We start from the raw sequence: 24,255 nt of genomic DNA, 5'->3' as shown, positions 1-24,255 counted from the left end.
TAAAGCTACCAATCTCCCGCCGCTTTCATGGAGCGCGAAACTGGCAGCTTTAGTTTTCAAATCGATTACGGACTTACTTATTCATGAAAGCAGGGAAGATCCAACGCTGCGATCGTTTTTCCTGTCATCATCCTCCCACTCATCAAGCATCCTTCTTCCACAACCGTTTAATCTGAGCAATCTCAGATAACATATCCGCAAACCGAGCATTTTGTACTTCTTCCGATTCCGGCCCGCAGATTGGGCAACAGGAAATGATGATCGATGAAACGCTTATCGCACTGACAACGTGTGTACCGTTACAAATTTGACACATATTTTGCACCCGCCAATCTATAATTTAATATATTACGATCGCCTTTAATGGCTACCGTATAGTTTTGACACATTTGATAGATTCGTGTACCAAGGGCCTCGTCTACGTTCACGATTTCATCTACGGTTAACTCGGATGAAACGAGGATTGGCTTATGGTTCAGGTAGCGATAGTTGATAACTGCGTACATTTGTTCAATCTGCCAGATCGTCGCTCTCGGTTCTCCTTTCAGCGGTTTGAACAAATCGTCGATGAAAAGGACGTCTACTTGCCGCATGCGTGCTAATTTCGTTGCTAGTTTTTCGAAATCATCTTTCAAGTCATTAAATCCTTCTACATATGGAAAATAGAGGACCGATATGTTTTTTCGTTGCATCAAGTTATTGGCGATCGCCGTTAGTAAATGAGTTTTTCCTGAGCCGGGTTGTCCGAGTAAGGCAATGCTATTGGCTCTGTCCGTTCGTATCGCTAGAAAACGCTTCAAATAGGAACTTGAACAGTCGTACATATCGACAATGATTTGCGGCTTTCCTTCCAGGCTGAAGTTCTTAAAGCCCAACTTCTTAAATTCATCAGTAATGTCGCTTGCCTTTAACAACCGCTCCATTTTTTTCTGTTTTATACATGTACAGCGTTTCGAAAAAGTCGTACGCCACGCCCACGCTTGGTCTGGGCTACATACTTGTCCAGAAAGAAAATCTTCTTCTAAGACCATAGTTTCTGGGGTTAGGGTCATGACTTCCACTCCGTTCATGATTTGGTGATTTGTCACCCATTTCGTTTCCTCATGGACGCGATAAATGATAATCCCGTGGTCCTGACATATTGGGCAATTAGGTTGGGCTTCTTCTAAGCCAACCAACTTGGTTGCCGGTGATGGATTTTTCGTTCTTTGTAGCAGCTTGGTTAGGACGTCTTCTACCGATCTTGTTGCCATTTTTCTCCCCCCTTGAGGCAAATTCTTGATCCAGCCCTGTTACATCGATCAAGGAGCGTACATTCTGATTCGCCCAATCTTTCAAGATGCCCTCAGCATATCCCCACATCTTTTGTTTTTTTAGCGCCCGTTTCATCGCTTCGATCACTAATACTGGTCCAAGATCGTTTTCCCACATCATGATACGTTCTGACATAAAAGGGTTGAGTGATCCGAAATTCTCCTGATAAAATCGGACGGCATCTATAGGGCTAGTTTTTCCAGCTGCCGCTGGCTTTTTTTGTTCTGTTACAGCATCTGATGGCAGAAATCCAAGGTCATTTCCGAGCTGTTTACATTGGTTGACAAATTCATGAACAAAGCCTTTATTCTTAATACTTGCTAGTTCTCTTTTAATACAAGCAATCACTTTTGGACTTCTAATCAAATTGTATTTCGCCCAGTTCAAAATGATAATTTCCTTCGTGACATCGTCATATAAGATTTTTCCGTAATCTACGAAGCGCTGCAGCAGTTTGTCAACGGTCTCGCGGTTATAACCCGTTTCTGTTTCGATGATGCGTTTTGGGAGTTCATAGATTCCGCATTGTGAGGTTTTACTGTTGGTCATGAGATACAGATAGAAATACTTTTCCTCTGGAGTGAGATCCAGCACAAACCCGTCTTGCCAAAATGCAATATGTACTTGTCTATATTTCGCCATGCGTACTCTCTCCTTTGCGCAATTTTTGTTCATAGATGGCATCACGCGATCATCCATGAGTGTCTGCTCAATAGCTAAAACGATGAAAAAGATTCAGGTTCAAACATGATAGGATCTTATGAAGGTGGTGGTGCGGAGCTGATCTTGCGAAGCCCCGCCCCTTTTCTACAGAAAAAAGCTCTTCAACTCTTTTATAAGCCGTTTCATAGAAAAAGTAGCATGCCAATAAAAAAATTTTTCAGGTACCTTTTTGTTGCTGCGTGTATGTAAGTGCACGACGAGTCTGACCCTTTCTCGTTATGGGACACCTCTTATTTTTGTACAGAATTCCAAGCCGTATAAGCTAGCTAGCATTCTCTTTCTCTTTCTTCTTATTGTTCTTCTTCTTCCCTTAGTCTATGGATACCGTATCAATACGGTAGTCTCACGGTATGAAATTTTAGGGAGGCTTCTTTTTTTGTGAAATATCAGACACGATACTGCCAGTTACTCATTGCTTTAACGTGATGAGAGACCGTCGCATTTATTTTACGTACCATTCACCACTCGGATTTTGTTGTAAAGGTTTTATGTGACTTGTAAAATTTGTGTGATTTTTCTGTGGAAATAGAGGAAGTTAAGACTCCTTTACGAAATATATATAGTATGAATATTTCACTAAGGTGGTTTGTTTACTATGGGAAGTCAAAGGTATATCCAAGAGGGAGAAAAAGAGTTTGTTAATGGGGTAACTAGGGTTGTAATGGAGTGTGATGTGTCTAATAATCATTACCTTTTGAATGATGCTGGAGTTCTTACATATATCGTCTCCTCTAGAAAACCAAGGGTTGGACTTCAAATTAATAGTGAAACAAAAGTTCTTTGTGTGTTCTCGAAAGGTCTTATTAGAGATTTTCATGATAAAGCAAGAGGTACTGATGATCTGGCTAAACAATGGATTAAACGAGCAGTTAGAGACGTCATTGATCATGGGAAAGATGTACCTCGAATCGTTTATCCCGCATTAACCGGTAGTAAAATTCCCACTGATTGAAGTTTCACTTTATCGTGTATTTTAGAGCAACCGAGATGAGTTGCCACATAGATTTGGCGTGAAATGTCACCACTCAAAGAATCAGACCCCGCAAAACTAAATACAGAATGAGATAACATACTGATTTAGAGTGCGAGGTCTGATCTATATGAGTTATTCTCATTGAATGCGCTTACATAACTATTTGTTAAATAAGGTCTTTACTCCTTGATAGATTAAGGCCAATGAAAAGACGATAACTGTTAAAACGCCGATGATTGTAGTGAATGGTTCCAAACTTGATAAAAATGTTCCGGCTAAGGACACTTTTATCAAAGAGAATCCAGCTAAAAGACTTGCTAAAAACACTAGGATCATTCTATCCATTATTTTCCCCCCTTTTTTTATATAATATATGTGTATTTTGGGGGAATGAGCGGTTGTTTACCTATGTTCTTACATAAAACGAATTTTATTTTTACATGGCAGCCGCCATTCAAAATAAATAAAAAATCCAATTGGGAATTCGGGTGGAGTTGGCAGTGAAGAAGCTAGGCTAGAATTTAATAAGTGGCGTAAAGAATATTGGAAGGCAAGATATGCCAATGAAATGATTAAAAGGGAGATTATTGAATGAAGAGTTCGAAATGTGCCCTGAAGCCTTTGGAGGGCCTCTTAATATTGAGGAAGTAAACCAAGCAGAAGATGAACTAAAAGTAAAATTGCCAGAGGATTTTAAAGAATTTCTTTTGAGGTATGGTTCTGGAGCAGTTGGTGAAGCTATTGTCTTGGGATTGAGAGAGGCGGAGTTTGTTGCGACACCATCATTTGTAGAGAAATCTCTACATTTTAGAAAAGCACTCCCTAAAGGGTATGAGAATTTTATTGCCATTGGTATAGACGGTGCAGGAAATCCGGTGGGTTTTAATTCTCAGAATACAGAAATTATTACATTTGACTTTGATTTCAGTGGGAAAGAAATTATAGCAGAGAGTTTTGAGGACTACTTAGAAAAAGCAATTCGTGAAGAATTAAATATACATTTTTAACATATCCAGGATACTAGCTGTAACAAGACAAACTAAGAAATTGATATTGTTAACTGTAAGCACTTGATTGCATTGTAGGCAACAAGTGCTTTTTTGTGAGAAATTTATACTTTGAACAACATAAAAAATGAGTGTGTGAAATTCATAACTCATGAAGGTTGTAGTATCATGGTGTTATATAACGATGAAGATGCTGGTTTAGATGCCGTTTATATTCATACTCCTAATCCTAACGAAGACAATTTCCCTCTTAAAATAGAAAATTTAAACTGGAGTTGCATTATCCCAAAATATTTCAAAGATTTAATAAACCTAAAGGAATTTAATGTGGGACACTATAAGTGGGAATCCAATAACAGCTATATAATCCAGTCCCAAAATAATGGGATTAAATTGTAGGACTTATTGAACTAACAGGCTTTTGTTTAACAAGAATAGGGAAACCCAGAAAGATTGGGTCTCCCTAAAACTTTATCAAAAAATCAACATTAAGATTTAACAGCGCCTATCCATAGTAATAAACAAACACCTCACTTCGCCTAAATAGATGAGATTTCCCGAATAGAAAGGTATTTTAGAATACAACTGGAATATTTAATATAGAATTGAAAGAAGAATCATAAGGGGTGATTGAATGAAGAAAATGATAGTGTTAGTTGTATCCGTTCTATTTATTGTCGTTTTCGTATTTAACAACAAACTTTTCTTACCTCCACTTCCAATTGATCATGTTAGCAAAAAAGAAGCGATTGAAAAGCTAAATGATTCAAATAAAGCAATCGTTAAATTATCAAGAGAAAATGGATATGAGTGGTATATCACATATAGTGATCAAAGCATAGCTGACGAAAATATCAAGGATATGCTAAGTCAAAATAGCTGGATGTTCAAGCAAAAGGACGGTAGCGGACTTTTCTTTGAAAAACAAGGAGCCCAATTGATTGCCACGACGCAGATGTGGACTGGTGATTATGTTTTGGTTAAAATTCCTGTCACTTTTAACGATTAATAAGTGAAGATCTAAATCAACATTAAAATTTTACAGAGCCCAAATATTAAAAACAGTTAGTGCCAGATGGGGGCGGTTGTCTAATACGATAATTATCGGTGTATCATAAAGTATCATGATTAGCCCCTTATAAAGGTCTTTATTTGGAATTTAACGAATACTTTGTTCTTTACTTTGGTAAGATTTTTAAGGGAATTTTAGTTCCTTCAAGTTCTTGCCCCCCGATTTGATATTTTTTTATAATATGATGTTGGCCTTTAAGGCTAGATCATGTAATAAGATTTGTAACCTTTATAATCCAGCAACGTCTAACAGAAAAAAGGAGGAATTAAAATGAGAAATAAGCAGTATTTATTTGCACTACTAATAGTGTTCATTATCATAGTAGGAGGTTGTTCAAGTAAAACTGCAGAAGAGCCGCCAGAAATGCCACCCGATGTGATCGTAAAAATAAATGGTGAAAATATTGAAATAGCTAGAGGCACGTATCAATGGGAAACAAAGGGGTTATTCTCTAATCAGACGGTGATTGCGGATGCTGCTGCACCATTTCAAATAGCTGAAAATATGAAAGCGAAAATAGTTGAACAAAGTTCAGTAGCGGATATAGAGTTTAATAATGGCTCTCAACCACAATTACACGCTTATTTGTGGGAAGAAGAAAAACGTGGTGAAGAATTACCTTTGAATCAACACAAAATCACCTTACCATTGGAAAAAGGAAAGTATGTAATTGAAATTCATGCTGAATGGACAAATGGAGACTCATCCTATACTTTTGTCGTAGAGGTACAATAACAAGATTTTTCTTCAACAAAAGGATAGGTAGAATGGAAGGAAAAAAGCTATTAATATAGAAGCTTTAGTGTAGCTCACTAACCATATTTAAACGACTACGGAAGAAAAGGAGAGATTCTAACGATGTACGAACTAAAAACAAAAGAAACCGACAGTAGTGTCATTGAGTTTATTGAAAATGTTGAAAACCCTAAAAAACGTGAAGACGCATTTAAATTATTAGATATTTTTACAGAAACGACAGGTTATCAAGCGAAGATGTGGGGACCGAGTATAATTGGGTTTGGTACCTATCATTATAAATATGTATCTGGTCACGAAGGCGATGCACCACTAGTTGGCTTTTTACCCAGAAAAGCTAAAATTAGTTTGTATTTTGCACCGGGTGACACGGAACGAGAGGATTTGTTAAAGGAGTTTGGCAAACATACTACAGGAAAAGCGTGTGTGTACATAAATAAAATAGCGGATATTGATGTTGATGTTTTACAAGCGTTAATTCATCAATCAGTAAAGTTTTTGAAAGAAACCTATCCAAATGAGTAAGTGTTTAAAGAGAGCCAATGACTTAAATTTTCAAGTAGTTTGAATCTAATCAATGATAGATGAAACTAGATTCAACTGTTTGGCTTCTTTTAAGTATTCTTCCTCGCCAGCAATAAACAGAATAAGCAGGAGTGTCTACATTATCAACCTGTAAATGGTTTAGTAATGAAAGGAAGATTCTGAAGCGTACGGTCCTTTATATAAATAACGAATACGAAACAGGGCTGTTCTAAAAGGGTCGGACCCTTTTAGATAGCCCTTTTACCAAATAAAGGTTTCTTCTAAATTATTTGTCTACTATGCTTGCAACTAAGAAAGGAGAAAACGATATGACTAGAAAATATACGATCGGAATAGATTTCGGAACGGAATCAGGGAGAGTGCTATTGGTAGATGTTTCGACTGGTGAGGAGATCGCTACTCATGTAACTCCATATAAAAATGGCGTTTTAGATGAGGCACTGCCGAATGGAAAGCCACTTCAACCAGATTGGGCCCTACAACATCCTAGAGATTATTTAGAAGTCCTTTTTCAATCCGTTCCTGAAGTGATCCGTTTGGCTCAAATTGATAGACAAGATGTCATCGGAATAGGGATTGACTTTACATCCTCCACTATTTTACCTTTAGATCGAAATGGACATCCATTATGCTTCGATCCAAACTGGGAAAGCCATCCACATAGTTGGGTGAAGTTATGGAAGCATCATGCGGCGCATAGGGAAGCAGATGAAATAACAAGATTAGCCAAAGAAAGAAAAGAAGAATTTTTACATCGTTATGGTGGCAAAATTTCATCGGAATGGATGTTCCCGAAGATCCTACAAATTATCAAAGAGGCACCTGAGGTTTTTTACGCAGCAGACTTATTTATCGAAGCTTGTGACTGGGTCACGTATCGATTAACCAACCATCTGATTCGAAGTAGTAATACATGTGGTTACAAAGCATTTTGGAATAAAGAAGCTGGGTATCCAGAAGCTTCATTTTTTAAAGCATTACATCCAGGTTTTGAACATATATTAGAAACAAAAATGCGTGGCGAGGTTCGGTCGATTGGTGAGAAGGCAGGAGAACTAACAGAAGAGATGGCCCATAAGTTAGGGCTCTTACCAGGGATTTCTGTCGCTGTTGGAATTATTGATGCTCATGCTGGAGTACCAGCTGTTGGAGCCGTACACCCTGGCCAGTTTGTATTAGCGATGGGGACTTCTACTTGCCATATGCTTATTTCTGATAAAGAAAAAGCAATTGAAGGGGTTTGTGGGATTGTCGAAGATGGGATTATTCCTGGATATTACAGTTATGAGACTGGTCAAGTTGCTGTCGGCGATTCTTTTGCTTGGTATGTTGACCAAGCCGTACCGGGTTATGTCGAAAAACAGGCAATTGAAGCAGGAAAGAATGTGCATCAAGTATTAGAGGAAAAAGCATCAGCGTATAAACCTGGACAATCTGGTCTTATCGCCTTAGATTGGTGGAATGGCAATCGTTCTGTTTTAGTCGATGCCAATTTATCTGGGACGATTATCGGATTGACATTAGCTACGAAGCCGGAAGAAATTTATCGCTCTTTATTAGAATCGACAGCATTTGGGACTAGAAAAATTATTGAAAATTTCACCGATGCAGGGGTAGAGGTTAAGGAACTTTTCGCATGTGGTGGTCTGCCACAGCGAAATCATTTGCTTATGCAAATATATGCTGATATAACCAATCGTGAAATAAAAATACCTGCTTCCAATCAAACAACGGCTTTAGGTGCTGCCATGTATGCTTCTGTTGCTGCAGGGGGAAATCATGGTGGCTACGACACGATTTTTGAAGCAGCTGATAAGATGGCCAAAGTTAAAGACGAAGCCTTCGTTCCAATCGCAGAAAATGTGAAAATATATGATGAGCTTTATAAATATTATCTGGATCTACATGATTATTTTGGTCGGGAGAAGTATGAAATCATGCATGGCTTGAAAAACATGAGAATGACAGGAAACTAGAAATACAAATGTAAATGAAAGGCCTGTTGTGTTCACACTTTATGAAATAGCCGAGAATACTCGTGACTTTAGCCATGAAATGAATCGACTTCGGATGGGGCGTGGCTTATGCCACGTTAACGATCCGACATATGTTCAGACAAACATATACAAAAAAGTACTAATATAGTGCTCTTATTTCCCTTAAATCTTTTAACATATGTTACCATTAAAATGAAATGGAAGATTTGCTAGACGTTAAGCATGGTAGGGGATATGCGTACTCCATTCCGTACCTTATTGTATGGTGCGTCAAATATCGCGATAAAGTATGAATGGGTGACATAGATGTAAGATGAAAAGAGATGCAAAAAATTCCTTATTTACTAACCAGACGATAGAGTGGTGTAAATGTGCGGGTGTTTAATCACCTGGAAGGGACAATCTCTCAATTAATTCACCAAGGTTTCTCATGGACGATCGATGTTTTTTCCATAACTGGGTCTGTCCGACATTATAATTTTGTTAATAATTCTTCCTTCGCAGTTACTGGAATCTATTGCACGAATTAATCAATTAAAAGTATAGTTTTAAAGTAGCTTGCTATTCTCTTCAATTCCTGATAAGATAAAGAAGAATTATTTTTGTTCGGTGTAAGGGATTGTAGAAGTTTCAACTTTACGTCTTAATGATCACTTTGGCAGGGATAGTAACACATTGTGTGTTTTTCACACTAGGAGGCAACAAAAATGGAACAAGGTACAGTTAAATGGTTTAATGCAGACAAAGGTTTTGGATTTATCGAGCGTGAAAATGGAGACGACGTATTCGTACACTTCTCTGCTATCCAAAGTGAAGGATTCAAATCATTAGATGAAGGTCAAAAAGTTACTTTTGATGTAGAAGCAGGTCAACGTGGACCTCAAGCTACAAATGTTCAAAAAGCATAATATTGACATCATATACAAACCAGGCTCTTTTATGAGAGTCTGGTTTTTTATTTGTCTAAATCATTAAATTTTTGATAAAAACCCCTACTCAATGTTTGGATGGGGAGAGGATCATACAAGTAAAGTAGTTTGATATCCTTATGATCTCTAATATTTTGTTGAATTCCTTAAATTTAGCCAGGGTATACTACCGATTAAACTTTGATAACTTACTGGTAAGGATTGGCTCTGACGCGCAAATCTGATTTCCCGCTCAGAATGTTAGAAAAGCTAGGGGGATGTACGAAACAAAGCTACCGATCAACTAGTTTTCTGGCTTGTCATCACTCGATATTTGTCAAAACTTTTTTCGAATAGTAGCCCTACTATGTATGCTAGTGTGATCTGGCTGAAATCAAGCTTCACACGCAGCATGTAACGAGAGAAAATCAGACTTGTTATCTTATAGTTGAATTCTTATAAAACTTCTTCTCCAGTTTTACAGAAAAAATAAGCAAAGACAGAGAGTCCATTCAATCGGGCTCTCTGTCTTTTATGCCTGAAATCATAGCGTTTTCAGGCACTAAGTCCATTTCTCCAAAAGGTTCCAGATGCCTAATCGCCTCTTAATGTGTGTGAAAATACTGTAGAATAATGTAGAGTTTTGCGGTATACTACATGAAAACAACAAAGATTCTAAAAATATTATTATATCAGTAAAGTATAAAAATAGTAGTTAGAAGTTCTTCTCGTTTTAGTTTATTGACTTTTGGCCAAATTGGGAATTTTTTTATGTATACAATTATAAGAATTGAATGTATTTAAATGCACTATTTGGCATTAAAATTCGAATGGAATGTCGGGAGATGTTATTGGAAGGAGCTTTCATATGAGCGGTGAATCTGTTTTAGAAGTGAAAAATCTGCGTACTTCTTTTTTTACAGATGGTGGAGAAGTAGCGGCGGTAGATGATATCGACTTTTATATTAATAAAGGAGAAATCCTTGGGGTTGTGGGGGAATCGGGCTGCGGGAAATCGGTGACTTCGTTATCGATTATGGGCTTAGTCCCGAGTCCTCCTGGAAAGATTGTCGGCGGAGAAATTTTGTATAAAGGCGAGGATTTGACGAAGGCATCGGAAAAACGGATGCGGCAAATTCGAGGCAATGATATTACGATGATCTTCCAGGAACCGATGACGTCTTTAAACCCCCTGTTTACGATTGGGAATCAGATTATGGAAACGATTCGCTTACACAACAAATGGAATAAGCAGCAAGTGAAGGAACGAGCGATTGAAATTTTGCAAATGGTTGGATTACCTCGCGCGGAAGAGTTGCTAAATGAATACCCTCACCAGTTATCTGGCGGCATGCGTCAACGAGTCATGATTGCGATGGCTATGGTCTGTAATCCGCAATTGTTAATCGCTGATGAGCCGACAACTGCTCTAGATGTCACCATTCAAGCACAGATTCTCAAGCTCATGAAAAAGTTAAATCAAGACTATCAAACGGCGATTATGATGATTACCCATGACCTTGGCGTTGTAGCCGAAGTTTGTCAGCGAATTGTTGTTATGTATGCCGGAAAGGTCGTCGAAGAAGGGGATATTGCGACGATTTACAAAAATCCAAAGCATCCTTATACTGTTGGGTTAATTAAATCTGTCCCTGATATGCGAAAAAAAGTCGATCGGCTTTATTCGATTCCAGGCAATGTTCCGAAACCAGGAAGTATTAAAGAAGGCTGCCGTTTTGCTGCGCGCTGTGAGCATGCCTTTGATCGATGTTTTACGGAAACCCCTGAACTGTATCAAACAGGAGAGGGACAAAAAGTAAGATGCTTCCTTCATGAACATCAAGGAGGTGTTTCCGGATGACCAAACCGATATTACAGGTGGAAAATGTAAAAAAATACTTCCCGATTACGGGCGGGATTTTAGGGAAGAAAATCGGCGATATGAAGGCTGTTGATGGTGTTTCTTTCCATGTCAATGAAGGCGAGACATTAGGGATTGTTGGAGAAAGTGGCTGTGGAAAATCGACAACAGGCAGAATGCTGCTTCGGTTAATTGAACCGACAGACGGGTCGATCCTCTTTGATAATCAAGATCTTCGGGCTCTACCTAAAAAAGAGATGAGAAAAGTAAGGCGTAATATTCAGATGATCTTTCAAGACCCTTATGCATCTCTTAATCCGAGACATACAGTGGAAAAGATATTAGAGGAACCGCTACTCGTCCACGGAATTGGGGATGCGACGGAACGAAAGAAAAAGGTTAGTGAAATGTTAGAAGTAGTAGGGCTAACTAGTTATCACGCGAGACGTTATCCCCATCAATTTAGTGGTGGTCAGCGTCAACGTATTGGCATTGCCCGGGCGTTAATGACCAATCCGAAATTGATCATTGCAGATGAACCGGTCTCAGCACTGGATGTATCGATCCAATCTCAAGTACTCAATCTATTGAAAGACTTGCAAAAGGAATTTCAATTAACGTATATCTTTATCGCTCACGATCTTGGCGTTGTCCGCCATATTAGTGATCGAGTCGGGGTCATGTATAAAGGACGGATGGTGGAGCTAGCTGACGCTGAGAAAATTTATCAAAATCCGCTTCATCCATATACCCAACAATTGTTAGCAGCAGTTCCGATTCCGGATCCGGAATATTATCAAGCAGATGCACAAGCTGCGATCCAATTTGGTACATTGCCAAGTCCGTATGTCATCGATGATTCTTGGATGAATATTGAATCAGAACGTGATGATTTAGTAGAAGTTGAACCAGGTCATTTTGTGGCTTGTCGTTTGAAGTGATTTTTGACTAAACATTGATATGTAGAAATGAAAGGGGAGGGGTTCTTGTGTTAACGTACACAATTCGCCGTCTATTGATGCTTATACCCGTCCTATTTGGTATGACATTTGTTGTGTTTTTCATCATTCGAGCAATCCCAGGTGATCCAGCCCAAGTGATCTTAGGGCAGCAAGCAACAAAAGAAGCGATGGCGCAATTAACAGAAAAGCTTGGCTTAAACGATCCATGGTATGTGCAATTTTTTCACTATGTAAAAGGGCTCCTGTCAGGAGATTTAGGGGAATCATTACGAAGCTCAGCGCCAATTAAGGATGAAATTTGGCCATACCTTGCAGCGACATTGGAATTATCATTGGTTGCAATGTTTATTGCTATTTTTATTGGCGTAAATGCAGGGATTATTAGTGCATGGTTTCAAAATTCATGGTTTGATTATACCGCGATGATCCTGGCGTTAATTGGGATTTCGATTCCGGTTTTCTGGCTCGGTTTAATGGAGCAATGGGCTTTTTCTTTAGAGTTAGGTTGGCTTCCTTCAACAGGGCGTGAGAATGTTCGTGATCCAGTTGAAGTGGTGACGAATCTCTATTTAATCGATACATTGATTGCTGGTAGATTTGACCAATTCGGTGAAGTCATCCGACATCTAATCTTGCCAAGTTTAGCTCTTGCAACGATTCCAATGGCGATTATTGCCCGTATTACTCGTTCTAGTATGTTAGAGGTGATGCGTTCCGATTATATTAGAACGGCACGTGCAAAAGGGATGAGGATGTTTTTTGTTGTGTACAAGCATTCGTTGAAAAATGCGGTCATCCCAGTGTTAACTGTAATCGGCTTGCAAGTAGGACTATTACTTGGTGGAGCAATCTTAACGGAAACGATTTTCGGCTGGCCTGGAATTGGCCGTTATATTTATGAAGCGATTGGGTTTCGTGATTATCCAGTGATTCAGTCTGGCATATTAATCATTGCTACCATCTTCATACTGATTAATCTAGTTGTGGACCTTCTGTATGTTGCTATCGATCCACGTATTAAATACAACTAAAGAGAAGGGGGATTTTTGTGCCGGTTTTAGCAAAACGTGAAAATGAGACAAACCAGCTTCAACAGGAAGAAGCGGTTTCCCCATGGCGGGAAGGATGGAAAAGCTTTAAGAAAAACAAAGTAGCATTGGTTGGCTTAGGGATTGTGCTATTTTTTATGATCATTGCGGTCTTAGCACCGCTATTAGCCCCATACGGAATCAATGAACAAGAACTATCCATCCGAAATAACCCACCTTCGCCTGAGCATTGGTTTGGAACAGATGACTTTGGCAGGGATATTTTTTCCCGTGTATTATATGGGGCTCGAATCTCATTATGGGTCGGCCTTGTCTCTGTATCGGGATCTGTTATCGTCGGGTGCTTCCTTGGCATTATCGCCGGATATTACGGACGATGGATTGATACAGTGATTTCGAGGATTTTTGATATAATGCTCGCATTTCCTAGTATTCTATTAGCGATTGCGGTCGTAGCCGTGTTAGGGCCATCTTTACAAAATGCCTTAATTGCGATAGCGATTATTAATATTCCGAATTTCGGCAGACTCATTCGTTCGAAAGTACTCAGTGTGAAACAGGAAGAATATATTATGGCGGCTCGAGCAGTAGGGATGAGTGATGGTCGTATTTTGTTCCATCATGTGTTGCCGAATAGTTTGGCGCCGATTATTGTTCAAGCTACATTAGCCATCGCAACAGCCATTATTGAGGCAGCAGCACTCGGATTCTTAGGGATGGGTGCTCAACCACCGCAAGCGGAATGGGGGAAAATGCTTGCCGATTCAAGGCAATACATTATTCAGGCACCATGGACCGTTTTATTCCCGGGGATCGCGATTATGCTGACCGTGCTTGGGTTTAACTTAATGGGGGATGGACTCAGAGATGCCTTAGATCCAAAAATGAAAAACTAAAAGTAGGTAGTTAGCGGGACGATTCGTCGTACCGCTTTCCATATAGAAAATAGGGGGAACGATGATGAAAAGAAATTCTTCATTATTTGTAAGTATTTTAGTCGTACTTACATTATTACTTACTGCTTGTTCTGGTGGGAACAAAGAAAAAGCCGGAGACAAGAGCGAAACAACAGAACCAAAAGCTGGCGGTACATTAATTTATGGCCGTGGCGCAGATTCAATTGGCTTAGATCCAATCAATATAACCGATGGTGAGTCGATTCGTGTGACGCATAATATTTTTGAAACATTGTTTGTTTATGATGATAAGCTTGAATTACAACCAAAACTAGCGGAATCTCATAAAGTTTCTGAGGATGGCTTAACATGGACACTGACGCTTAAAAAAGGTGTAAAGTTCCAAGATGGCACCGATTTTAACGCAGATGCTGTCGTATTCAACTTTGAGCGTTGGATGGATCCAGCAAACCCATACCATAAAGGAGATTTCCCATACTATCCATTCCTATATGGTGGATTTAAAGGTGATCCAAATCACAAAATTGCCTCTGTAAAAGCAGTAGATGAATCAACAGTTGAATTTACACTAACAGAAAAAACAGCGCCATTTCTTAGCTATCTAGCGATTCCAATGTTCGGGATTGCCAGTCCTGATGCGATTAAAAAATATGGCGACAAGTTTTATGAACACCCAGTTGGCACGGGACCATTCAAGTTTGATAGCTGGAGTCGTAATGATAAAGTTGTCTTAAAGAAAAATGAAAATTATTATGTCGATGGACAACCGTATTTGGATGAAATGATTTTCCGTGTGATTCCGGATAATTCATCCCGTTTAACCGCTCTTCAAAGTGGCGAAGTTGATATCATTGATGGCCTAAATCCAGATGATGCCGATACAATTAAAGCAAATTCACAATTAAGTCTGATTAAGCGTCCAAGTTTTAACACAGGATTCATGGTGTTCAATACACAAATGGCACCATTTGATAATGTAAAAGTGCGCCAAGCGATTAATATGGCGATTAACAAAAAAGAGCTAATTGATGCATTCTATAATGGCTATGCAGAAGTAGCGAAAAACCCATTCCCATCTTCACTTTGGGGCTATAATGATGCGATTGAAGATTACAAATACGATGTAGAAGCAGCGAAAAAGCTACTTGCAGAAGCAGGCTTCCCTGACGGCTTCAAAACAGAATTATGGACGATGAGCAATCCAAGACCGTATTTACCACAACCATTAAAAATTGCAGAAGCGATGCAAGCAAACTTAAAAGCGATCGGAATTGACGCAGAAATCAAAACGTATGAGTGGGCAACGTATTTACAAAAGACAGGTGAAGGTGAGCACCCAATGGCCTTATACGGTTGGACGGGCGTTATGGCTGATCCAGATAATTTCTTATTCCCGAACTTAAGTAATACGAATATCGAAAAACCAGCCAGCAATCGTGCATTCTATGATAATGAAGAGTTTACAAATTTATTACAACAAGCACGCGTAACCTTTGATCAAGACGAACGCATCAAGTTGTACAAACAAGCACAGGAAATTTTCCATCAAGATGCACCATGGGTAACGATTGGTCACACAACACCACCTATGGGTCTTGGGGGCTATGTACAAGGATTTAACGCTCACCCAATGGAAAATGATAATTTTGCTGAAGTGTACTTGACGAATTAAGAAAAAACTCACACGCAAGAAAACTTATAGCGTCATTTACGCGAAAGAGTCTGACCATAGACTCGATATAACGTTTAAAGTGTCATGATTCACAATATAAAAACGAAAAAGGGTCTGACCCCACACTCCATATAACGTTTAAAAAGTCATTTACGACCTATATAAACGAGATAATGTTGTGGGGTCTGACCCTAATTTTATACAAGGAGGGCTATCAATGTTTGAACTCTTAAAAAATCTAAGTAATCTCGTCGGGCCAAGCGGTTTCGAACAAGATGTTCAACGGTTTATTTTACGTGAAGTGAAAGACTATGTAGATGAATATCATGTTGACGCAGTTGGTAATTTACTCGTGAAAATAAAAGGGAATGATGCAAGTTTCCCATCTTTAGTCATTGCGGCCCACACAGATGAAATTGGCTTTATTGTCAAAAAAATTGAAGAAAACGGCTTGATTCGCTTTGAAAAATTAGGTGGCTTTGATGATCGAATCTTACTTTCCTTGCCTGTATTTATAAAAGCAGATCGTGGCATTGTACATGGTGTCATTGGGACTTTATCTGTTCATTATGTGAAATGGGATGATCCAAACCGAGTGGCTAATCATCGCGAACTTTACATAGATGTTGGTGCTCGTTCAAAAGAAGAGGTCTCAGAAATGGGAATTCGCGTAGGTCAACCTATGTCTTACGGGACAGAATTTAAGAAAATTGGCAACCATCGTGTTGTCGGAAAAGCATTGGACGACCGAGCAGGCTGTGCTCTACTGATTCGCTTGCTGCAAAATTTACGTGAAACAGGTGCCAAACATGGCGATATTTACGGAGCATTTACCGTTCAAGAGGAAGTAGGATTAAGAGGGGCATCCGTCGTATCAGCGGCTGTCGAGCCTGACTTCGCTTTAGTACTAGATACCACACCGACGAGTGATACAAATGACGCGTTGATGACAGGTACACGCGTATTAGGTGCTGGTCCGTGTATTAAAATAGTCGATAAATCGTTCATCGCTCATCCACTTGTCACGCAACATTTGAAGAAGATAGCAGAAGATGGCCATATCCCTCATCAGCTTGAAGTATTCATGGGCATTGGTACAGACGCAGGAGCGATCCATATGACACATAAAGGTGTATCAACAGGTGTTATTTCCATCCCATCACGCTATACACACACACCTATTGAAGTAGTAGACTTAGAAGATATGGAAAACTCCTATCAACTTCTCTATGAATTTGTAGTCACATTGAATGAATTAAAAGGGAAGACGTTTTTGGATACGTGAGAAAGGTCTGACCACGCATTTTATATACAGTCCATAGTCGTAATGATGCTTACTTTGGTCTGTATATTATAGTGCGGGTCTGACCTTTTTTTCTTTTTATCCTGCTTTATGCTGATTACCAGTAGGTTTTTTCCAAATACTTTCCATTTGCTCGAGCGTCTTACCTTTCGTTTCAGGAACAAACTTCCAAACAAAGATTGCTGAAAGTACACTCATTAGCCCGTAGAAACCGTACGTTAACCCACCACTAAATTCCATCATCATTGGATAAGTAGATGAAATCAGATAGTTAGCAGCCCATTGTGCAGCTACAGCAATGGCCACGGCTTGTCCACGAATTTTGTTAGGGAAGATTTCTGAAATCAGTACCCAACAGATTGGACCCCATGACATCATGAATGAAGCGGTGTAGACAATAATAAATAGTAAAGTACTCATCCCGATAATATTTGAAAAAGCCAATCCTGCTACACCAAACATGCCAATCGCCATACCAATGGAACCAATGATTAATAAAGGTTTACGCCCCCATTTGTCCACTGTCAAAATGGCGATAACCGTAAAGACCACATTGATCAGTCCCATAACAATGGTCTGTAACATCGAAGCATCTTTGGCAGCCCCCATGCTTTCAAAAATACGCGGGGCATAGTATAATGCAACGTTGATCCCAACAAACTGTTGGAAGACAGAGAGAAGGATTCCAACAACGATCACTAATTTTCCGTAAGCAAATAATTTTTCAGAAGAAATATTTCCCGTTACTGTTTGTTTAATTTCACTCAAAATCGATTTCGCTTCTTTTGAACCATTAATTCTCGTAAGTATGGCTAGCGCTTTATCATCTTGATTTTTCAATGCTAAATATCGAGGTGTTTCTGGTACGAAAAGTAAAAGAGTACCAAAGAATAGCGCTGGAATAGCTTCTGAAGCAAACATATATCGCCAGCCAATGTCGTTAATCCATTCAATTGTTTGACCGTTAGCAATGCCCCAGTTAATAAAGTAAACGACTAACATCCCAAAAATGATCATAAATTGATTGAATGATACTAATCGACCACGAATATTAGCAGGTGCAATTTCACCAATATACATCGGAACAATCGCTGAAGCTAAGCCGACACCAATTCCCCCGATGATTCGATACAGGTTAAAGGTTAGTAATAAAGCGATGGATGGATCTCCTTTTGTGAAAAATAAAAACTCAGGATAAGCAGAGCCTAATGCTGATAGGAAGAAAAGGGCAGCAGCTGCGATCAATGAATGTTTACGACCAAATTTTGACGCGAAATAACCAGAAAGCAAGCCACCGATGATACAGCCGATTAATGCGCTTGAAATCGTTGCCCCATGTGCTAAAGAGCCTAAGCCTAATGGTTTAATCAAATAGGCTTCTACTGACTTATCAGCCCCAGATATAACAGCTGTGTCATACCCGAAAAGTAAACCACCAATCGCAGCGACAAGTGTAATGGCAGAAATATAAAGTACGTTTCGTTTTTGCTTCATCATTTATGAAAGACAGATTTTAAAAACCAAATAGGAAAGTGAGTAACTAAATCGTCTAGCACTATTTTTATCAAAAAATAATAACGCTTTCAATTCATTGCAAACGGATAGTTGGAACAGATGCTGTCAACTTATTTACTATATTGGTAAAATCAAATAAAACCTGTCTTATTCCCCCCTTGTTTGAGATGTGTATTCAACCATTCAAATCAATTTTGTTAAACTAATGAAAATTTGAAACGAGTTCTCGATTGATATACTTCATTCTTATCTAACACGATAGTAGGGAAGCTTGGATGATGAATGGCATTTGGTGGACATTGTGTTTCAAGGCATACCCCTAAGTGCTTTTGAGACGGAACACCTCTAATTTGAAAATTACTTTCTAGCATATTGGAGCTGTATAAAACAACATTTGGCTGATCTGTTTCAACGATCAGTTTTCGTCTACTGATCGGATCTACTAAACAAATTTCTTCTTGATTATTCACGTTTAATAGAAATGGATGATCATATCCACCACCAACGAGCTGGTTCTGAATATGCTTCGATTGTGCACCTTCGCGTACTTTTTTTCCTTCTCTAAAATCAAAAGCCGTGTTGTCAACATCGATATAAATACCTGTTGGTAGGAGTGCTTCATTGAGCTCTAAAAAACGATCACTTTTCATCGTTAGTTCATGATCGAGTATATCCCTCTTTACATCGCCACTTAAATTAAAATAAGAATGGTTCGTTACGTTTAGTAATGTTTTTTTATCTGATAGACCTTGATACGTAATAACTAATTCATTCTTGTTATTCAGACTGTAGATGACCGTGATTTCAAGCTTCCCAGGATAACCTTCATCGCCATCAGGACTTAGATGGAAAAATTTTAAGTTGATCTCATCCGAATTCTCTTCAATAGTAGAATCCCAGATCACACGGTGAAAACCAGTAGGCCCACCATGCAAATGATTTTTCCCTTCGTTAGTAGGTAGATTGTAAGTGATACCGTCTAGATCAAATGTTGGTGGATGTATTCTTCCTGCTACTCGACCAATCATTGAACCAAAGAAAGCTGAATCGTTTACATACTCGTCTAACGTATCAAAACCTAGGACAACATTTTCGATCTTTCCTTCTTGATCTGGTACTTGAATCTTCGTAATTATACAGCCGAAATCGATACAAGTAATTTCCATTCCGTGATCATTACTGATCGTAAATGAATATACCTTTTGTCCGTGTAATTCACCAAATATCGCCTTTGTTACGTTCATATTACTCTCCCTTTTTAGCGTTCGATTCATTCTACAAGTTTGCAAGGAAAACGGATTGAAACAATTCCTCCTATATAAAAAGCGTAGGAGGGCGGCTTTACTAGAATCATTCCATTTTTCGGAACTTTTTTAATCCTTCATTTAATTGCTTAGTTTGTTCATACACCTGTTTATATAAATGATAAAGTTGTTGATAGTCTTCAACATTTTCCGGTACAGGTGTGTATGTTTTAGCAGCGGATATGAATACATCGGCACATGCTTCTAAAGATTCGAACCATTTACAACCGTATGCGGCTAGTATTGCTGCTCCGACAGCTGGTCCTTGTTCACTGGATAGCTTGATAATTTTTGCGTTGAAGATGTCAGCTTGAATTTGCAGCCATGTGTCATTTTTTGCTCCACCACCGATGGAGATGATTGTGTCAATTGTCTTGCCATTTTCTCGGAATATTTCGATCGATTCATGCAAAGAAAAGGTAATGCCTTCAATGACCGATCGTGTGAAATCGCTTTGTTTATGGGAAGAATCGATACCGATAAAACTTCCGCGTATGTTGGCATCTGCGTGCGGTGTTCGTTCTCCGACGAGATATGGGGTAAATAGCAGGCCGTTTGCTCCAATCGGAACTTCATGTAAGCAGGCAAGTAGTGATTCAAACGATTCATCTTTGGCAAACGTATTTTTAAACCAACTTAAACTATGTCCAGCTGCTAACGTTACGCCCATTGTGTAAAAGGCATTTTCTTTACCATGATTGAAATAATGGACTTTTCCCTGAAAATCACGGTCTTTTTTCTCCTCATGAGAAAGGACAACACCTGATGTTCCAATACTGCATAATGTTTTTCCTTCTGAAAGGATGCCAGAACCAATTGCACCACAGGCATTGTCTGCTCCACCGGCAAATACTTTCGTAGAACGAGCTAAACCGGTTTGTACCGCAATATCTTCAGTAATCGTGCCGACATACTCGTGTGATTCTACTAAAGGCGGGCAGATATTGAAATCAATCCCGACTAACTGACATACTTCTTCACTCCACTTTTTCTGAGCAATATTCAATAAAAGGGTGCCAGCCGCATCTGAATATTCACTATGGATGAGACCGGTCATTTTAAAACGCAAATAATCTTTTGGCAACATAAAAACAGCCGTTTTTTCGAAAAGCTCTGGCTCATATTGTTTCACCCAAAGTAATTTTGGTAAGGTAAATCCTTCTAATGCTTGGTTTTTCGTGATGTCTAACAGTCGTTTTTCGCCAATCATATTGTAGATTTCCTTACATTGCTCTGTCGTTCTCGTATCATTCCAAAGGATGGCATTACGTAAAATGTTATTCTCTTCATCTAATAAAACAAGACCGTGCATTTGCCCGGAATAACTAATCCCTTGAATTTGTTCGATTTCGCCATCAAATTGCTCGACAAGTTCCTGTAATGCTACGATTGTTTTTTCTACCCATTCATTCGGGTCTTGTTCACTATACCCAGACTGCTCTTGGATTAAAGGATAAGACTTTGTTGTTTCATGACAAACTTCACCGCTTTCATTCATTAATAAAACTTTGACAGCACTCGTACCTAAATCAATCCCAATTACATAGTTCATGAAAAATCACCCTTTTTTTAGATAGAAGGAGGGTATCCTAGGACACTCTCCTTAACTAGTTTAGTTATTTCATACTTACAGTTGCTATTGCATCTAAAATGTACTTATTTAAAATGGCTTTTAAGTATTCTTGTCTACCAGATTTATTTTCAATCTTGTCAAGTTGCAGGGCATATTGTTCTAGTGTATGGAAGTTTGTTCTTCCCTCAACAATATCAAGTCCGATGCCTTCTGTATAACTGCTGTAACGATCTGCAATAAAATTGTCTAATACTTGATCATCAATTAAACGCTGAGCTACTTTTGCACCGATAGCAAAGCTGTCCATGCCGGCAATATGTGAATAGAACAAGTCTTCAGGGTCAAATGAACCTCTTCTTACTTTCGCGTCAAAGTTTAATCCACCTGATCCAAGTCCATCATTTTTGAGAATCTCATACATCGCTAGTGTTGTAGAGTATAAATCTGTTGGAAATTCGTCCGTATCCCAACCAAGTAATGTATCACCTTGGTTTGCATCGACTGAACCTAACATCCCATTAATACGTGCTACATGTAATTCATGCTCAAATGTATGACCGGCAAGTGTGGCATGGTTCGCTTCAATATTAAATTTGAAATGGTCTTGTAAGCCATATGATTGTAAAAACGAGAGGCTCGTTGCCACATCAAAATCATATTGATGTTTTGTTGGTTCCTTCGGCTTTGGTTCAATTAAAAATTGAGCGTTATAGCCAATTTCTTTTGCATAATCTAAAGCCATATGGAAGAAACGAGCAAGGTTATCAAGTTCAAGCTTCATGTTTGTGTTGAGCAATGTATCGTATCCTTCACGCCCACCCCAAAATACGTAGTTCTCTGAACCTAGTTCTTTACCAACTTCTAAACCTTTCTTCACTTTAGCAGCTGCATAAGCAAATACATCAGCATTTGGCGATGTTGCTGCGCCATGTAACCAGCGTGGGTGAGAGAACATATTCGCTGTATTCCATAATAACTTTGTTTTACTCGTTTTCATATATTCTTTAACCATTGCGACAATTTCATCTAGATTCTTAAATGTTTCACTTAGTGAATCTGATTCAGGTGCCACGTCAAAATCATGGAAACAGAAGTAGGGAACGTCTAGTTTTTCATAAAATTCAAACGAAGCTTCCACACGTGCTTTGGCTAAGTCCATTCCAGAAAATTGATTATACGGACGTACCATTGTACTTTGTCCAAATGGATCCGTTCCTTCTCCAGTAAACGTATGCCAATAGGAGACAGCAAAGCGAAGAACATCTTCCATTCTTTTACCATTGATTGATTCTTCCGGGTTGTAATATTTATACGCAAAAGGATTCGTAGAGTCTGAACCCTCATATTTCACATGATTAACCGTATTAAAATAGCTCATTTTTATTCCTCCCAAATTGTTTTCATATAATTTATTAGTATCATTGAAAACGATTAATGGTATCGCTTTCAACTTGATAATTGCATTGTATCAGCAAAAACTTAGTTTGTCTATCGAATGAACTAAGTTTTTCTTTTTCTTTTTAATATGGTATAAATAGAGTAAAGAAACCGTATAGATCGTAAATTTGAGGAGAAATGATATGACTTGGAATCAACAATTAGTAAAAGTAAATAATAAATCAAAAGTATTAGAAACGATTAAGGATCAAGCTCCATTATCCCGCGCTGATATCTCACAGCAATTAGGACTAACGAAAGGCACGATTTCCTCATTAGTTAATGAGTTATTAGCAGAAAATATTTGTTATGAGACTGGGCCTGGCGTATCTAGTGGGGGCAGACGTCCAGTTATGCTGCTCTTTAATGAATGTGCTGGATACTCGATCGGCATCGATTTGGGTGTGAATTATATATTAGGGGTGCTAACTGATCTTTCAGGCAATATCGTTCAGGAGAAGATGAAGACAATCAATAATATGGACTATGAAATGGCCATGATTGCGATGAAAAAGCTGATTCAATTTTTACTAGATTCTGCACCTACGAGTCATTATGGTGTTGTAGGAATTGGCATTGCCGTACCTGGGATTGTCAGTAATGGGGGCGACCATATATTGCTCGCACCTAATTTAGGTTGGAAAAATATCCATTTAAAACAAGAGATTGAAAAGGAATATAACCTACCTGTTGTCATCGAGAATGAAGCAAACGCTGGTGCATATGGAGAAAAGCGGTTCGGAGCAGGAAAAGAATTTGAGAATCTTATCTACTTAAGTGCTGGAATCGGTCTTGGTGTAGGGTTTATTTTGAATAATGAACTGTATCGCGGGGCAGAAGGGTTTTCAGGAGAAATGGGCCATATGATTATTGATATACATGGAAAAGAATGCAGCTGTGGAAGTGCAGGATGCTGGGAGTTGTATGCATCCGAACAAGCATTATTAAACCAAGCCAAGGACGTAAAATCAATCAATCAAGCAGAGTTAAACTTGGAATCATTAGTTCAACTAGCAACAGAAAATGAGGAAATAAACTCTTTATTTGCTCAAATTGGTAGATACTTAGGCTTTGGACTGACGAATATTATTAATACGTTTAATCCACAACAAATCATTATTGGAAATCGATTAGCACTGGCAAAAGACTTAATCGTGCAACCAATCGCCGATGTCGTTGAACGTCATTCATTAAGATATAATCAAACAAACTTAAAGATTAGCTTTGCAGAATTAACCAACTATTCAGCAGCATTAGGGGTTTCAGCTTATGTAACCGAGTTTTTCTTGAAATCAGATTTACAAGAATCAAGATAAATTGTACATGCTTTTTAGAAAATGAAGCGGGTCAAAATGGAAAGACCTTA

The 24,255-nt window shown here is 38.7% G+C and carries 21 protein-coding genes; 14 read left to right on the top strand and 7 right to left on the bottom strand.

What is annotated here, in order from left to right; all coding sequences use genetic code 11:
* Positions 1-299: 299 nt before the first annotated feature.
* On the bottom strand, positions 300-1,253 hold the full coding sequence (locus JNUCC23_RS15455) for an ATP-binding protein (RefSeq protein WP_454212259.1): 954 nt from the start codon (positions 1,251-1,253) through the stop codon (positions 300-302).
* Positions 1,150-1,956 (bottom strand): DnaD domain-containing protein, encoded by an 807-nt coding sequence (locus JNUCC23_RS15450; RefSeq protein WP_454212257.1) that lies wholly within the window; start codon positions 1,954-1,956, stop codon positions 1,150-1,152. The genes JNUCC23_RS15455 and JNUCC23_RS15450 overlap by 104 nt, the downstream gene beginning before the upstream one ends.
* Before the next feature lie 676 nt (positions 1,957-2,632).
* On the opposite strand from JNUCC23_RS15450, the gene JNUCC23_RS15445 reads away from it, so the two are divergent.
* Entirely contained in the window at positions 2,633-2,989 is a 357-nt protein-coding gene (locus tag JNUCC23_RS15445; protein ID WP_062177518.1) for a hypothetical protein, read from the top strand.
* A gap of 180 nt (positions 2,990-3,169) precedes the next feature.
* On the opposite strand, the gene JNUCC23_RS15440 is transcribed toward JNUCC23_RS15445, so the two are convergent.
* Positions 3,170-3,355 carry a hypothetical protein gene (locus tag JNUCC23_RS15440; protein ID WP_062177520.1) on the bottom strand — a complete coding sequence of 62 codons (186 nt, stop codon included), beginning with the start codon at positions 3,353-3,355 and terminating at the stop codon, positions 3,170-3,172.
* Positions 3,356-3,597: 242 nt separating this feature from the next.
* Between JNUCC23_RS15440 and JNUCC23_RS15435 the strand changes: the two genes are divergently transcribed.
* The 12 genes from JNUCC23_RS15435 to JNUCC23_RS15380 all read left to right on the top strand — a co-directional run bounded on the left by JNUCC23_RS15435 (position 3,598) and on the right by JNUCC23_RS15380 (position 17,042).
* Positions 3,598-4,017 carry an SMI1/KNR4 family protein gene (locus JNUCC23_RS15435; protein WP_454212254.1) on the top strand — a complete coding sequence of 140 codons (420 nt, stop codon included), beginning with the start codon at positions 3,598-3,600 and terminating at the stop codon, positions 4,015-4,017.
* Positions 4,018-4,651: 634 nt separating this feature from the next.
* Entirely contained in the window at positions 4,652-5,026 is a 375-nt protein-coding gene (locus JNUCC23_RS15430) for a hypothetical protein (protein WP_454212252.1), read from the top strand.
* 333 nt (positions 5,027-5,359) lie between these two features.
* Complete coding sequence (locus tag JNUCC23_RS15425; protein ID WP_454212250.1) at positions 5,360-5,824, top strand: hypothetical protein; 465 nt, start codon at positions 5,360-5,362, stop codon at positions 5,822-5,824.
* 123 nt (positions 5,825-5,947) lie between these two features.
* On the top strand, positions 5,948-6,370 hold the full coding sequence (locus JNUCC23_RS15420; RefSeq protein ID WP_454212248.1) for a DUF1801 domain-containing protein: 423 nt from the start codon (positions 5,948-5,950) through the stop codon (positions 6,368-6,370).
* A 329-nt stretch (positions 6,371-6,699) separates the two neighbouring features.
* Positions 6,700-8,367 carry a ribulokinase gene (locus JNUCC23_RS15415; protein ID WP_454212246.1) on the top strand — a complete coding sequence of 556 codons (1,668 nt, stop codon included), beginning with the start codon at positions 6,700-6,702 and terminating at the stop codon, positions 8,365-8,367.
* A gap of 728 nt (positions 8,368-9,095) precedes the next feature.
* The gene (locus JNUCC23_RS15410) at positions 9,096-9,296 is read left to right on the top strand and encodes a cold-shock protein (protein WP_062177553.1); all 201 of its coding nucleotides are present in this window, start codon (positions 9,096-9,098) and stop codon (positions 9,294-9,296) included.
* Between the two features lie 868 nt (positions 9,297-10,164).
* The gene (locus tag JNUCC23_RS15405; protein WP_062177556.1) at positions 10,165-11,157 is read left to right on the top strand and encodes an ABC transporter ATP-binding protein; all 993 of its coding nucleotides are present in this window, start codon (positions 10,165-10,167) and stop codon (positions 11,155-11,157) included.
* A complete protein-coding gene (locus JNUCC23_RS15400; RefSeq protein ID WP_454212244.1) occupies positions 11,154-12,098 on the top strand; it encodes an ABC transporter ATP-binding protein in 945 nt (314 codons plus the stop codon). The genes JNUCC23_RS15405 and JNUCC23_RS15400 overlap by 4 nt, the downstream gene beginning before the upstream one ends.
* Positions 12,099-12,145: 47 nt before the next feature.
* Complete coding sequence (locus JNUCC23_RS15395; protein WP_062177562.1) at positions 12,146-13,150, top strand: ABC transporter permease; 1,005 nt, start codon at positions 12,146-12,148, stop codon at positions 13,148-13,150.
* A gap of 17 nt (positions 13,151-13,167) precedes the next feature.
* Complete coding sequence (locus JNUCC23_RS15390) at positions 13,168-14,064, top strand: ABC transporter permease (RefSeq protein WP_454212242.1); 897 nt, start codon at positions 13,168-13,170, stop codon at positions 14,062-14,064.
* Positions 14,065-14,128: 64 nt separating this feature from the next.
* Positions 14,129-15,757 (top strand): ABC transporter substrate-binding protein, encoded by a 1,629-nt coding sequence (locus JNUCC23_RS15385; protein WP_454212240.1) that lies wholly within the window; start codon positions 14,129-14,131, stop codon positions 15,755-15,757.
* 217 nt (positions 15,758-15,974) lie between these two features.
* Positions 15,975-17,042, top strand: a complete 1,068-nt coding sequence (locus JNUCC23_RS15380) for a M42 family metallopeptidase (RefSeq protein ID WP_454212238.1) — start codon at positions 15,975-15,977, stop codon at positions 17,040-17,042.
* Between the two features lie 96 nt (positions 17,043-17,138).
* Here JNUCC23_RS15380 and xylE read toward each other — a convergent pair whose 3' ends face one another.
* The 4 genes from xylE to xylA all read right to left on the bottom strand — a co-directional run bounded on the left by xylE (position 17,139) and on the right by xylA (position 22,830).
* Positions 17,139-18,554: a D-xylose transporter XylE gene (gene xylE, locus JNUCC23_RS15375; RefSeq protein ID WP_454216091.1), complete on the bottom strand. Its 1,416-nt coding sequence runs from the start codon at positions 18,552-18,554 to the stop codon at positions 17,139-17,141.
* A 218-nt stretch (positions 18,555-18,772) separates the two neighbouring features.
* Positions 18,773-19,819, bottom strand: coding sequence for an aldose epimerase family protein (locus tag JNUCC23_RS15370; RefSeq protein ID WP_454212236.1), 1,047 nt, complete (start codon positions 19,817-19,819; stop codon positions 18,773-18,775).
* 106 nt (positions 19,820-19,925) lie between these two features.
* A complete protein-coding gene (gene xylB / locus JNUCC23_RS15365; protein WP_454212234.1) occupies positions 19,926-21,431 on the bottom strand; it encodes a xylulokinase in 1,506 nt (501 codons plus the stop codon).
* A gap of 64 nt (positions 21,432-21,495) precedes the next feature.
* Complete coding sequence (gene xylA / locus JNUCC23_RS15360) at positions 21,496-22,830, bottom strand: xylose isomerase (protein ID WP_454212232.1); 1,335 nt, start codon at positions 22,828-22,830, stop codon at positions 21,496-21,498.
* A gap of 202 nt (positions 22,831-23,032) precedes the next feature.
* Here xylA and JNUCC23_RS15355 point away from each other — a divergent pair, with 202 nt between their 5' ends.
* Positions 23,033-24,205 (top strand): ROK family protein, encoded by a 1,173-nt coding sequence (locus JNUCC23_RS15355; RefSeq protein WP_403069733.1) that lies wholly within the window; start codon positions 23,033-23,035, stop codon positions 24,203-24,205.
* The last annotated feature ends 50 nt before the right edge of the window (positions 24,206-24,255 follow it).

Source organism: Peribacillus sp. JNUCC 23, assembly GCF_053653995.1.
Note: the sequence above shows the minus strand (reverse complement) of the source record. Positions and strands in the feature narration are given on the sequence as shown.